This window comes from Vibrio sp. STUT-A11 (assembly GCF_026000435.1).
Lineage (GTDB): Bacteria > Pseudomonadota > Gammaproteobacteria > Enterobacterales > Vibrionaceae > Vibrio.
Genome location: NZ_AP026764.1, coordinates 181,102 through 194,974 on the forward strand (window position 1 = coordinate 181,102; position 13,873 = coordinate 194,974).

At 44.0% G+C, this 13,873-nt stretch carries 11 protein-coding genes; 6 read left to right on the forward strand and 5 right to left on the reverse strand.

The annotated features are described in order from the left end of the window. The first annotated feature begins 3 nt into the window (after positions 1 to 3). Positions 4 to 1,611, forward strand: coding sequence for a (2,3-dihydroxybenzoyl)adenylate synthase (locus OO774_RS16545; protein ID WP_264907605.1), 1,608 nt, complete (start codon positions 4 to 6; stop codon positions 1,609 to 1,611). 50 nt (positions 1,612 to 1,661) lie between these two features. On the opposite strand, the gene OO774_RS16550 is transcribed toward OO774_RS16545, so the two are convergent. Together OO774_RS16550 and OO774_RS16555 are read right to left on the reverse strand one after the other, a co-directional pair. Further along, the gene (locus tag OO774_RS16550) at positions 1,662 to 2,534 is read right to left on the reverse strand and encodes an isochorismatase family protein (RefSeq protein ID WP_264907607.1); all 873 of its coding nucleotides are present in this window, start codon (positions 2,532 to 2,534) and stop codon (positions 1,662 to 1,664) included. 262 nt (positions 2,535 to 2,796) lie between these two features. Then, entirely contained in the window at positions 2,797 to 3,585 is a 789-nt protein-coding gene (locus tag OO774_RS16555) for a helix-turn-helix transcriptional regulator (RefSeq protein WP_264907609.1), read from the reverse strand. Between the two features lie 98 nt (positions 3,586 to 3,683). Between OO774_RS16555 and OO774_RS16560 the strand changes: the two genes are divergently transcribed. The 3 genes from OO774_RS16560 to OO774_RS16570 all read left to right on the forward strand — a co-directional run bounded on the left by OO774_RS16560 (position 3,684) and on the right by OO774_RS16570 (position 6,848). Then, entirely contained in the window at positions 3,684 to 4,592 is a 909-nt protein-coding gene (locus OO774_RS16560; RefSeq protein ID WP_264907611.1) for a DMT family transporter, read from the forward strand. Between the two features lie 296 nt (positions 4,593 to 4,888). Further along, positions 4,889 to 6,286, forward strand: coding sequence for a diguanylate cyclase (locus tag OO774_RS16565; protein WP_264907612.1), 1,398 nt, complete (start codon positions 4,889 to 4,891; stop codon positions 6,284 to 6,286). 139 nt (positions 6,287 to 6,425) lie between these two features. Next, the gene (locus tag OO774_RS16570; RefSeq protein WP_264907613.1) at positions 6,426 to 6,848 is read left to right on the forward strand and encodes an Hsp20/alpha crystallin family protein; all 423 of its coding nucleotides are present in this window, start codon (positions 6,426 to 6,428) and stop codon (positions 6,846 to 6,848) included. Between the two features lie 76 nt (positions 6,849 to 6,924). On the opposite strand, the gene OO774_RS16575 is transcribed toward OO774_RS16570, so the two are convergent. Then, positions 6,925 to 7,728, reverse strand: a complete 804-nt coding sequence (locus OO774_RS16575; RefSeq protein WP_264907615.1) for an alpha/beta hydrolase — start codon at positions 7,726 to 7,728, stop codon at positions 6,925 to 6,927. Positions 7,729 to 7,758: 30 nt separating this feature from the next. Continuing rightward, a complete protein-coding gene (locus OO774_RS16580) occupies positions 7,759 to 9,261 on the reverse strand; it encodes an NAD(P)/FAD-dependent oxidoreductase (RefSeq protein WP_264907616.1) in 1,503 nt (500 codons plus the stop codon). Between the two features lie 138 nt (positions 9,262 to 9,399). Between OO774_RS16580 and OO774_RS16585 the strand changes: the two genes are divergently transcribed. After that, entirely contained in the window at positions 9,400 to 10,470 is a 1,071-nt protein-coding gene (locus tag OO774_RS16585; RefSeq protein WP_264907618.1) for an AraC family transcriptional regulator, read from the forward strand. Positions 10,471 to 10,542: 72 nt separating this feature from the next. Here the strand turns inward: OO774_RS16585 and OO774_RS16590 are convergent, their stop codons facing one another. Then, the gene (locus tag OO774_RS16590; RefSeq protein WP_264907620.1) at positions 10,543 to 12,648 is read right to left on the reverse strand and encodes a phytase; all 2,106 of its coding nucleotides are present in this window, start codon (positions 12,646 to 12,648) and stop codon (positions 10,543 to 10,545) included. 358 nt (positions 12,649 to 13,006) lie between these two features. Here OO774_RS16590 and OO774_RS16595 point away from each other — a divergent pair, with 358 nt between their 5' ends. Further along, positions 13,007 to 13,873 carry a hypothetical protein gene (locus tag OO774_RS16595; protein WP_264907622.1) on the forward strand — a complete coding sequence of 289 codons (867 nt, stop codon included), beginning with the start codon at positions 13,007 to 13,009 and terminating at the stop codon, positions 13,871 to 13,873.

A 13,873-nucleotide genomic window follows, 5' to 3' on the forward strand; every position in this document is an offset into this window, starting at 1 on the left:
AAAATGACGAACTATGATTTTACACCTTGGCCAGAGGACGTCAGCCGTAAATATCGAAACTTAGGATATTGGCAAGATAAAACGTTATACGACCATCTCCATATGATTGCAACGTCTTCACCCGACGCGCCCGCGATCTGCTGTGGAGAAAACACCTATAGCTACGACGAGTTACTGGAGCGAATCCACCAACTCGCAGGAGGATTCATAAAGTTAGGTTTGCGACCTGGTGATAATGTCGTTTTACAAATCAATAATACGGCTGAATTCTATTTCTCGTTTTTCGCTCTCACCCTAAAAGGGATTAAGCCCGTTCTCGCTCTGCCCGCACATCGCTATTTAGATCTGCGCTATTTTTGCGAACACGCTGGAGCGAGAGCCTACATTTTTTCCGAGTATACCTCAGGAAAAGCAACACAGAACATCGCCTCTCAATTACTTGAGAACTGTGCAACTTTAGACTTCGCCATTACGACAGGTGAAACAAGGGAAGGCCGTGTTCACTCACTGAAAAATTTGTTTATCGAGCCCTCTACAAGTCAAAGTACTACCGCCGATAACATTGCCTTTTTTCAACTGTCAGGGGGGACGACAGGTACACCAAAGCTAATCCCAAGAACTCATAATGACTACGCTTACAGTATTTTGGGAAGCAACAGTATCTGTCAATTTAATCAAGACACTCGCTATTTATGCACGTTACCAGCCGCTCATAACTTTCCCTTAAGCTCTCCAGGCACTTTAGGGACACTATTCGCTGGAGGTTGCGTAGTACTCAGTCTAGATGGCTCACCTGAACTCAACTTTTCATTGATTGAAAAGCACAGAGTCAATACATGTGCACTCGTCCCTCCCCTAGCCTTACTTTGGATGCAATACGCGCGAAGCGCTACGCAAGATTTTTCGAGTTTAGATCTTATTCAAGTAGGTGGCGCAAAGTTTAGCGAAAGTGCAGCTCGGGAACTTCCATCTGTTCTTGGATGTAAATTGCAGCAAGTATTTGGAATGGCAGAAGGGCTAGTTAACTATACTCGCCTAGACGACCCTATCGACGTCATAACAAAAACACAAGGCCGTCCTATTTCGAAACATGATGAAATACTAATCGTAGACGAAGCGGGTTTACCTGTTGCCCTTGGAGAAGAAGGGCAATTGATGACTCGAGGTCCATACACAATAAGAGGTTACTATAAAGCTCCAGAGCACAACCAACGCGCGTTTAACCCAAATGGTTTTTATGCGACAGGAGATCTTGTCCGCCAAACCGCCGAGGGCAATATCATTGTGACAGGAAGAGAAAAAGATCAAATTAACAGAGGTGGAGAAAAGATCGCCACTGAAGAAATTGAGAATATATTACTTAGACATGATGGTATTCATGATGTCGCTTTAATAGCGGTTCCTGATGAATTTTTAGGAGAAAAAAGTTGCGCCGTAATCGTCTGTAATGCAAACGCTCACCTTAAGCCCGTTACGATTAGGAAATTTTTATACACGCAAGGAGTTGCAGAGTATAAAATCCCTGATCACATCAAGTTTTGCCAGCAATTACCGAAAACCCCTGTTGGTAAAATCAATAAAAAGGCTTTAAGAGCAAAATACAGCGCTTAGGTGCTTTCCCCTGTATTACTACAGGGGGAGTTCATTAATCGTGTTGTGCCTTAAGCTAGTACTTGAGCGGCTTCCCACCAATCTTTAATAGTATTTTTTGCTACCATTTCAGCAAGTTCTATATCTAAACCTAGCATTTTCCAACGGCTATGTAATGTCATTACACGAATGGAATCTAACCCGAGAAAGATAAGATTTTCGTCTACATCTACTTCATCTAAATCAACTTCAAGAATATCCGCAACATCCTTCCTCATCGCTTCTAGACTGAGATTACTAGTGGATAAAGAGGCATCGGAACTGACGCTTGTGACAAAGTCATCAACAGATTTAACACAACCACTTCGACTAGAAATGTATTTAAGCGTGTACACATGATCTTCTCTAGAAAAATCTGCAATAGCGTCGCCAATAACAAACGGCTTGATATCTAGCATAAAAGCGTCAAGTGCTGTTGAAAGAATTCCGATATGGCCATAGACACCAACGATGATGAGTTGGTCCCTTTGCTCCTCTTTCATCCATTCAAGCAAAGGCGTTTTCTTAAACGCACTATAGCGCCACTTAGTGTATTGAATATCACCAGATTGCGGTGGTACTTCTGGCACTATCTCCGTACCTTGAGTTAGGCCTGAGCCCCAAAAATCAGTCAGGAGCGCCCTTTCTTTTGGATCTTGATTGGCAGGTTGAGCCGTATAAACGACTGGTATGCCTGCCGCTCTAGCATTCTCTGTAACTTTTTTAACATTTTGTAGAAGTTCAGGAATAGGTGACAAAGTTTTATCAAAAAAGTTGAGGAAATAAGTTTGCAAATCATGGACTAAAACAACTGACTTCTTAGGAGCTATCACCCAGTCAACTTTATTTATGGGAAATGACTCTGGTTGAAGTACTTGGTATGGGGCGATCTTAGGAATGGCCATCTAACTATCCTTATTGAGATTTGTCACATTAAATTCACGAGCATCTGCATCCTAATTCTAATGTTAAACACAATTGAAAATAAGTATCATTACCATTAATTGTAAGGCAAGAGAGCATATGAAATCAATTGATAGTTGGTGACCTTTAGAAGGTCATATCACTAAATAGAGTTTTATAGACATTTTGAGGCTGTACTATCGACAACAAAACCTATGCACGATTTTGTCATAAGTACCACACTTATGATTAAAGCCCCATCAGCTATAACAAGCGATTCTTATATTGCTCCGGTGTCATGCCGGAATATTTCTTAAACATGGCGATAAAAGGGCTCGCCTGGTTGTAACCCAACGTCAATGCGACTTCTTTTACCGTTTGTCCCTTACGCAGCAACTCCATAGAGTGCAGATACCGGACACGTAATCGCCATTCAGTAAAGCTCATTCCCAACTCACTCTGACAGTGACGCGCTAACGTTCGCTCGGTTGTATGCACTTTTGCCGCCCACTCCGCCAAACTGATGTCATCCGTGGGTGATTCTTCCACCGCTTTAAGGATCGGTTCCAGATACTTATTATCCGTGGTCGGTAAAAAATGGTGTTCCACTTCTTGCTTAGCCAATTGATCGAGCAGCACCTGTACTAGGCGTTTGTCTTCATCACTATCAGCAACATTGATGTCACGTTGACGAAAATCCTCAATAATCGCAGCTATAACTGGCGTGACCTTAATTAAACTGGTTTTGGTCGGGAAATGCGCGGTTAATTCCGGAGAGATGTTTAACGAGCAGTACTCGAGCGGTTTACGGTTATAACTGGTATGACGAATACCCGCAGGCACCCAGATAGCTAAATGAGGTGGGGCTAAAAAACGTGTGTCTTCCGCATCTATTTCTAAAATACCACCGCTGATCAATTGTACCTGCCCCCACGGGTGGCTATGCATTCGTGTCTCTGTATTTGACAAAAACGCTTCGAAATTCATAAACACATCGGATGGAGCCCGATCGATTGATAATGAAGGATGCAGGTTTCGCGAACTCTTTTTCAAAATTGTCTTCCTATCGCTCACTATGTCTTTTAGGAGATACTTTTCATTATAAAGACCTGCCAGACTATCGTCATTAATTATTGTGCGATAGGGTTTTCATGGTTTACTTGCTTCCGTTTTTTACCGTCATGATTTGGGGCGGGAATACTATCGTCAACAAAGTGGCAGCTAGCACGATAGAACCAAGTGCGATGAGTTTCTACCGCTGGTTTGTTGCTCTGCTGATCCTAACACCGTTCTGCCTACCAGCCGTGATCAAACAGCGTCACGTTATTCGCCCTTATCTCACCAAACTGGCTTGTCTTGCTCTGTTAGGTATGGTGTTAAACCAATCTCTTGGCTATTACGCTGGTTTAACCACCACGGCTTCTAATATGGCACTGATTACCTCATTGGTCCCATTAATCAGCGTCTTTCTTAGCGTGCCTTTATTAGGTAAGTCGATTTCTAAATTGAGTATCGTGGGCGGCTTAATTTCATTATTGGGGTTAGCCTTTATGCTTGGCCATGGAGACATGACTTATTTCTTGCGTCAGGATATTACTCAGGGTGATGGTTTGATGTTACTTGCCGCCTTCGTATACGCAGCTTACTGCGTGCTACTAAAACGCTGGAAGATGCCATTTAACAGCCTAACCTTGGTTTACATGCAAGGTTTCTTCTCTGTAACCATGCTGGCACCTCTGTGGTTGACGAGTAACCAACTATTACCTAGCCAAGAATCAATACCACTGATTGCTTATGCGGGCATTGCTGCTTCAATTTTTGCACCACTAATGTGGGTAAAGGCGATAGATTTAATTGGCGCCGATTCCAGTGCCATGTTTATGAATTTGTTGCCTGTCGTTGCTGTGGCGTTGGCATCCTCACTACTGGGAGAAGCGATCCATATCTACCATATTATTGGCGGCTTATTTGTTATTTCCGGTGTGATTCTCTCGCAGATAAAAGTGCGCCGTAAAAGTCTCAAACACCCCCATGAACAGCCTTCGGCGACCATTTCATAAATGTACTAGATTGCATAGAAGTTAAATTTGCTGACAACATACTAAAAAACCTATCAAATTTTCCAACATGTTTGTACTATGCCCCTATTATCATAATCCATTTTTATAATTTTAGAGGCTATCGTTTGTCGCCACGAAGTACCCCTAAATTTTTTCGCTCAAAGCTCCATAAGCTGACCACACGCTATGCTGCACTTAGCTTTATTTTGGTTTCCTTATTCGTTTTGCTCTTCAATAGCTACCACGAACAGAAGTTAAGTATTCTGAACAATTACTCCGCGACGTTTGAATCCAAAGTGCAGTCGAGTATTGGGGTATATCGCAAGTTTTCTCATTATGTGTTTAAACAGATCGAGAGAGAACAAGAAATCGTCCCTTTATTCGCAGCTGCAGCTGATTCTGGTGAAGAAGTGCGTAGCAAGAACAGGCAAAAGATCTATCAGCAGTTGAAAAAAGACTACGCCTTGTTAAAAGAATACAATTTCAGGCAACTGCATTTTCATTTCAAAAATGGCGATAGTTTCTTAAGAGTCCATAAACCAGAAAAGTTTGGCGATAACCTATTCTCAATAAGAGAATCCGTCAGATTAGCGAATGTCGAAGAACGCTTTGTCGAAGGCTTTGAAGAAGGCCGTATCTTTAATGGCTACCGATTCGTGTACCCAGTTGTTGATCACGATAAACAAGTTGGAACAATAGAAGTGTCTCTTTCCATGGGTAGTATCGTAGACTTACTGTTTGAATTGTACCCCGATGACGATTTTCATTTTATCATCAACAAATCGACGGTAGAGTCAAAGCTCTTTGATGACATGGTGGGCAATTATCTATCCAGCTTTTTATCCGATAACTACTATTTTGATAAAGCCGTATTTGAAAAGCACTTACCAAAAATAAAGTACAAAGCCTTGTTAGATAACGCAGACATCCTTAAAAAGTCTCTGAGTTCACTAACCCTATACGAACATAGCTTCTCCCATGACATTACTATTGGAGGAAAAACATACGTACTCAGTTTTTTATCGATTAAAAACATCAAGGGCGAACATGTCGCTTACTTAATCTCCAGTACACAAGATGCGAGGCTCACAGAGCTTTTCAATAACTACGTGATATACATATTACTAATATTGTTGGTGTCTGCCGTTACCGCTTGGAGCATATTCGCGAGTCATAGACTTAACCAAAGACTCACTACAGCTTCAAATACCGATTTTCTCACTCAGGTATTTAACCGCAACAAGTTCACCAAGCTCTTACAATACGAGTTTGCACAAGGCAAAAACCTTACCTCAACGTTTAGCATCATCCTGTTTGATGTCGACCATTTTAAATCCATCAATGACCAGTTTGGGCATAATGTCGGTGATGTCTACCTCAAAGAGTTAAGTGAACTCGTGTCGCGTCGAATCAGAAAGAGTGATCTTTTGGCACGATGGGGGGGCGAAGAATTCATCATTTTACTGCCCAATACATCGGAAGCTAATGGGTTAAAAGTAGCTGAGTCGATACGAAAAGAAACGGAGTCATTCCTATTCACTCCAGGCCAGCCACTTACAATCAGTCTGGGTGTTGCAGAATTACACCCAAGCGATAAGAATATAGATAGCATTGTAGACAGGGCTGATGAAGCATTGTATGCATCCAAAAGGAAGGGACGAAATCAAACTTCAAGATGGTCTGAGATTAAATAATAAAGTCTCTTTTGAGAACCTAAAAATCGCCCGCTGAAGAATTGATTTTTATCAAACAGAGCAGTAATTTTTCCTGAAATTTCGCGCACTCGAATTACACTTATAGTGATGTTAGGAAAGAGTGAATGAGGAGGTACTTATGAGCTTAGTTCCTCGTGATAGCTGGGCTGACTTCTCCCGGTTTTTTGACAATTCATTCCCTGCATTGAGGACACGATTCGAAGAAGGATCTTTTTCGCCACGAGTTGATATCGTAGAGAAAGACCAAGCCTTCGAAGTCACTGCCGATTTGCCGGGAGTGAAAAAAGAAGATATTAAACTTAGCTGCCAGCAAGGTGTGTTATCCATCGAAGCAAGTATCGAAACTAAAAAAGAGACAGAAAAAGAAGGTAAAGTAGTCCACAGTGAACGCTACAGTGGCAAGATGTCTCGCAGTTTTACGCTCGGTAACAACATCAATGTCGAAGAAATTTGCGCTGATTTTGCCGACGGTGTTTTGACTGTCGTGGTACCTAAACTAGCCGGCCAAAGCGAAGAAGAACATAAGATTCCAATTCGCTAGCTAAGAGTAAACAAAATGCCCTCCTCTAATAGGAGGGCATTTTTTTAACGTGCAGTTCAATACCAAAAGCGTGTCATTACGCCGCCATGTTCATTTGGTCATCAAGCCAGTCAAAGATCACCGATGTGACTTGGGGTAAATTGCTTCCCCCTATTGTCCAGTGACATACCTCTGGTAATTCGACCAGAGTAGCCTGTTTCCCATACTTTTTCGCGATCTCGCGTTGCACCTTGATAGGCGTAATACGATCTGCGGTTCCGCCTAGTACCAATATTGGGCACGCCACCTGCTTTGCATCAACCCGTGAAAAACCACTGTTGAAAAAGCCACCGACACCAATCTGAAACGTGGCCATGCCCGATTCATAAGTCATGTCGTCCAGGATCTGCGTCTGAACAGAGGCACTTTGGGAGTTGGCAATCCCATATCTAACATTGCTCTCCCCAACTTCAGTGACTTTTCGCCAAAGTGGAAATATCAACAAGTTACGTCCAAAGGTACGCATTACTGACCAACTCCAGCCATTAATACCGCCGGGAGCGGCTGATGAGAGAAGGACTAACTTACTGATTGGCACTCTGGCCGCGACGAGTTGCGCCAACAAGCCTCCCATAGAATGCCCAACGAGAATCGGGGCGACATCATGATCCTTTACTTTGGCAACGATAAAATCCACATAGTCTTGTAAAGATGTTCTTGCAAGTCGGTTCTTAGCTGCTTGATCGTATTCGAGCTTCGCTTTGTGTTCAGGAAGGCAAAGAGAATCCACCTCATACCCCTGTGCTTCAAAAGCTTGCCCTAGTTCCGACAAGGTTTCCCCCGTGCTCCACATGCCTGGGATAAGTAGCACTGGCGGTTTAGTGTGATCTGGTGTTGTCATTTTCACGTCCTTATCATCTAGCGAGTCGGGTTATGCTGTCACTTCAACGTCCTCAGCCCAGGTTTTCTCTTGGTTAACAGCGGGAGAAAACTGTAAAACCCCATCTTCTATCGGATCCTTAGTCAACGCTTTTTTATCTTTACCGTAATGCATGGTAACGACCCAAGGACCACCTTTCCCCTGTCTTGGCATTCTGTCTTTGGCTCGATCCATATAACCCGGGGCAAAGCCATCAAGCATACTGACTCCCGTACTTGAACTGCCAGTGTCTACAGGACGTGCAACACCAAACCCATGCTGACCCATATGTCTGAACAGGTTACATAGATAACGACCACCGATATCCGCCTTCAGAGTCCAAGGCGCATTGGTGTAGCCGAAAATCCAGCCGTAATTGGGTACGCCTTCAATCATGAGTCCTTTATAAATCATACGACTCGGAACGTTAATAGGCTCGCCATTTAACTGAAATGCCATTCCCCCCATTAGCTGCATATCTAGGCCAGTCGCAGTCACTATCACGTCAGCCTCCACGTGTTGGCCCGATTTAAGTTTGATGCCTGTTTCTGTAAAGTGAGCGATATGATCAGTGACAATGTCCGCCTTGCCAGAACGTAGCGTTTGGAAAAAATCGCCATCAGGTGCAGCACACAAACGTTGCTCCCACGGATTGTAATTCGGGGTAAAGTGGCTCATATCAAAATCAGGCCCTACTTGCTTACGAACATGCGACAGCAAAACTTTACGCATCCGATTTGGCCATTTACGACACGCCAGATACATGCCTCGCTGCAATAAAATATTGCGCTTTCTCGTCAGGTTAAACACCCATTTTTTTGGCAAAAAGTGATTGAGGAAAACCGATATTTTATCCGTTTCGGGAACAGACATAATGTAGCTTGGCGATCGCTGAAGCATGGTCACACCCGCTGCCTTTTCTGCCATACTTGGCAACAGCGTAATGGCTGTTGCACCACTACCAATGACGACCACCTTCTTGTTCGAATAATCGAAGTCTTCAGGCCAAAACTGAGGATGAACAATGTCACCCTGGAACGACTCCTCCCCTTCGAAATGAGGTCGATGCCCTTTGTCAAAATTGTAGTAGCCGGCACAGTTGATCAAAAACGAACAAGTAAATGTCCTTTCCTCACCAGAAGGCTCATGAGTGGCAGTTACTGTCCAGCACTGTTTTGCATCAGACCAATCGGCTTTAGTGATCGCCAAGCCGTATTGCACCTTATCATCAAAGCCAAATTCTTCAGCGGTTTCCGCAACGTATTCCCTGATGCTTTGTCCATCAGCCAAGACTTTATCGGAATACCAAGGTTTAAAATCAAACCCAAAACTCGCCATATCAGAATCAGAGCGGATGCCGGGATAACGAAATAAATCCCAGGTTCCCCCCATTCGTTCTCTGCGTTCAAGGATAGCAAGTGTTTTATCAGGATGCTCAGACGCTAAGTGGCAAGCCGTTCCAATCCCTGAAAGACCAGCCCCGATGATGATTGTGTCGTAGTGTGCAGCGTTCATAATCTTTTCCTTGTTGACTAAACATTGCTCAATATTTCAGAAAGGTCATTAGATAATATTGATGAATGACGACTTTTTTTTGATATAACGCGACAATGTTACTAAAATGTTAACCTGCATCTTTAGCTAGATAGAGGAATGGATAACCATGGAATGGTTCATTTAGACTACGGAGAAGTCGTGCACATTTTAATCAGAGCAACAAACCTGCGCGGGTATGACAATCTGACCAAGTTGCTGGGCGGAGATCCGAATTCACTGCTTGCAAAGTATCACATACCGAACGAACAGAGACGGGATGAAGACTCCTTTGTTATTTTTCGCAATATGATTGCGCTGCTAGAAGATACCGTAACGGCTCTTGATTGCCCTGACTTTGGGCTGCGACTCGCAGAATATCAAGGCATGAGTATTCTTGGGCCGATTTCAGTCATCGCGCGCAGCTCCGCCACGGTTGGTGATGCGCTCGAAAATATATCCGACTATTTGCACCTACATTGCTCCGCACTGACAACCAGGTATACGCCTGAAACCAATGGAAAAGTTAGGGCGATGAAGCTGGAATACACAGTCCAGGGACGCGGTATAGACTATTCCGTTCAGTGCTACGAGCTGGGTTTGGCCAATGCTATGCAGGTCATAAAGTTATTATGTGGGCATGAGTTTAGACCACTCGCTGTACACTTTATGCACGCTCAATTGGGAGATGAGGCGTCTTATCAAACCGTATTTGGCTGCCCTGTAAAGTTCAACCAAGACTGGTGTGGGTTTATTCTTCCCAAATACGCATTTGCCATACCGCTCTCCAGTGAAGATGAGCAGACCTGCAAACTGGCAAAGCATTATCTGGATTCGCAGCCCATCCCCTTCGCAAGTTCCGTTTCTGATGATGTAAGACGATTAATTCGCGCGCTGCTTCCCACAGGCCAATGCAGTACTGAAAGTATTGCCACGCATCTCTCTATGCACAAACGGACTTTGCAACGAAAACTCGCCCAAGAGAGTACAACTTACGAACAGATTTTGGCGAACGAGCGACAAGCGATTGTGACAAAATACTTGAAAGATCCAAACCTAAAATTGAGCCAAATTAGTGGCTTACTTGGGTATTCAGAGCAAGCAACGTTCAATCGTGCCTGTCGGGTTTGGTTTGGCGTTACGCCACGGACGTACCGTGCACGACTACTAGAAGAAATTGAATTTAATTAAATCGATGAGCAAAAACAAAAACGGTAAGAGAGCCTTTTCTCTTACCGTTTATTTAGCTAGATTTTTGGCAAATTATTCAGCAAACGCTGCGTCAATGTCATTCCAGTCTGCAATCTTGAAGTTCTGATTATCATACTCATAGCCAGCATTGACGTTGAAGCCATCCTGAGCAATGAAAAATCCGTTAGGGTAAAGGTCACCAATCGACGTCGATACTGCGTGAATCCCATCCGTCTCGCTAGCACCATCCAAACCATTCTCGTCATCTGCCACCAGCGCAAAACTTCCAACATACTGATAAGAGTCATCAATGTTGTATACCGCGTAGGTATGATTGCCCTGGCTCGACACAATCAAATAGTTAACCGTGCCGTTGTTGTAGATAGTGATGCCTTCTGCGTCGGCGACAAGTTGCTGCCCATCCACTTCAATGACCATCTCACCGTCAGTTGCCGCAGATTCATCGGCCGAGAACTTCCACACACCAACATCTTCTTCTCCAACATACAAGGTTGCCGTTGTAGCATCGACCACACAGCCTTCTGGTTGGCTATCGACTTTGAGTCGGCGAACAATACTCCCTTCAATGCCAGATTCCTGAACGGTCAGACGCCACTGCTCAATATCTCCGCTCTTGCCGTTAACAAACACATATGGCGTACCGTCTGAAGATTGATAAGTACACAAACCATAGACTTCGTTAAGTTCAGATTTGAGCTGTGCCACCTCTTGATGAGTGTTCTCACCTACTGCATCCAGCGCTACAATCGGAGTCTGGTTCTCCGTCGCTTGTTGGATTTTGTACAGCGCGATGGTGTTAAATTCACGATTGCTCGCCGCAGCTAATGCGAAGATGTCACCATTGGTATCCGTCACAGACTGGATAATATCGACATTGTTTGGCTCCCCTTCATTGAGATATTGGAGTTCTGCACCATTCAGGTCATAAGCCATTAAACCACCTTGCTTATTGGTCGCAATAATCAGGCTGTTTTCCGGCGCGCTTTGATTGAGCCAAAAAGCGGGATCGTCTGCCGCATCGCCATCATCGTCCACAGGATCGGTTTCACTGACTACTTTAACCAATGCAATACCCGTCGAGCTTAGGTTTTCTGGGCTCAGTACCTGAGAGATTTGAGTATCACTCATCGAACTTGCTTGATTAAGCGTTTCATAGCTTAGCTTCTCGTAAACCGGCTCATCGGCTTCTGAATTCGCGACCCAAAGACCATCATCTGCAATACTAAGCGATTTAATCTCAGCAACGCCGTCTAGATGAATATTGGCTGCAAGCTGCCAGTCATCGCGTCTATACAGCATCATTCCTTTGCCTTCATCACCAACGACCAGATAACCATTACCGTCAGCCATGTACACAAGGTCTAAAGCTTCTATTTCTTGCAGGTTCCCCAGAGGCTCAATACCATCGACCATGCGTCGAGAGTTAATATCTTCAGGATCCGCTCCATAAGCCCAAACGCCAACATCTTGTTCGGCAACGTACAAGGTCGCAGTTTCATCATCGACAATACACGCACTTAACTCGCCACCTACATCGAGCTCACGCACTGCGATAGGCATGCCATTATCATCGGTCAGAACACTTTTGATCTCGCCATTTTCGTACTTCAATTTGTACTGCAGTGCCACGCCGTCTTCAGTAACGCCCGTGAGCAACAGCTCACCATTGGTTGTATTTTTATGCAGACAAACTCCTTCGGCGGAATACGCTGCCGCAAGCGTACCAATCTCGTCAAGCACTGCGCCGTCATCGTAACCAATCGAATAAAAGCCAAAACTGTTGTCACCCGGTAATGCCAGCGCGAGTAGATCGACCGACTCACCGTTATCATCACTGATATCGTATCGGATATCCGCCCCAGTGATCTCTAACCCTGCTAACTTTTCTGTCTCTGTACCCGATGGGTTATAGACAGCCAGACCATCACCTTCCAACGTGACAAACAATAGGCTGTTTTCGCGGTTGTCACTATTAATCCAGTAGGCTGAATCACCGATGTCGTCGTAACTGGTGTTAGCGGTGGCTGATGTTGTTAGCAACTCGGCTTCTATTGCATCAGCACTCTGAGCTTCGACATAAACGGTTTCGGTATCTTCCAAGTCACAGCCACTAAGCAGTGCAGCAACGATGATTGAACTCAGTATTGAACGACGCATTTCTCTCTCCATGTATTTAAGTCAGGAGTGAATCTAGGTGGCACGAGTGAAAGATTTATGACAGAAAATAAAATTACAACTTAATATCAACAACTTAATGTTAGAAAGCTAACCTAATGAGCTTTTCGGACTAAGAATAACACTAGGTAATGTCTCGCCGCTTCTATCAATAATTTGTCACATTGATATGGGAAGATAGTTCACCTGAGCTTTTTGGACTTTTATCAATCTGCACGCTTAAAAAGCGCATTTTACTGACCTTGCCCATTCTCAAATGAAAATAAAAAACCTAATTACACAATTCAATTACCGACTCTTCGATATCTTTTACGGACTCCGCTGCCACCGGTTTTGGCTAGTGGTACTGGTTATTTCTCTTACTGCTCTGTTCGCTTTTAACTACCTCAATGGGTATGTAAAACCGCAATCTCAGTTAGACTGGCTCGACATTATCGGCGAAGGCTCTTCGACCATCATGGTGCTGGTCTGGGTGCTCGTTATCCTCTCAACCCGAGCTCCGGGAAAGATTACCAACTATTTTTCTTTTGGCTTTATCTGTATTTTGCTGTCTCTGTCTCAAGATTTCATCGACGAATTTATCAGGCTGGAGTCTTACACGATTGTCGGCAACTTAATGGAGTGCATGCTGATTGGCTTAAGCATAGTGACGTATGCTTTCTGGCAATGGCGCAAAGAGCTTTTGGTCATCAATAATTATATTTCTCAACGACGCAGGCTCAATCCGAGAACACCAATTCATGCAGAGCATTATCGCCTCCCTGATATTCGCCATCTTCACCAGGCGCTAACCCGTACCAAGCAGATCCCCACGCATAACGAGGCCACTTTTCTACTAGCGATTCATTTAGTCAATGAGCGCCAACTCATTCACTCCTTATCGCTTAATGAAGTAAGCAGGTTGAGTATTTCAATTTCAGAACTGTTATTTATCACGGCCCGAAGTCATGACTTAGTGTGTCATTGCGCTGCACACCGTTACCTTATTCTGATGGAAAGTTGTAGTGAAAGTGAGGCTTCACAAATCGCTCAGCATTTAGAAAGGTTACTGAATAGTTTTGTCTTCTATCTGGATTCCGGCGATTTTATTGAGCTTAAGTGGCAATTGAGCCTGACCCAAAGTCATGAGCGTACTCATACTCCGCAGTCCGCTCAAAAACTGATTCAGGACTCGATGAAACCCTTTAACCAACTACAAAGTATCTGA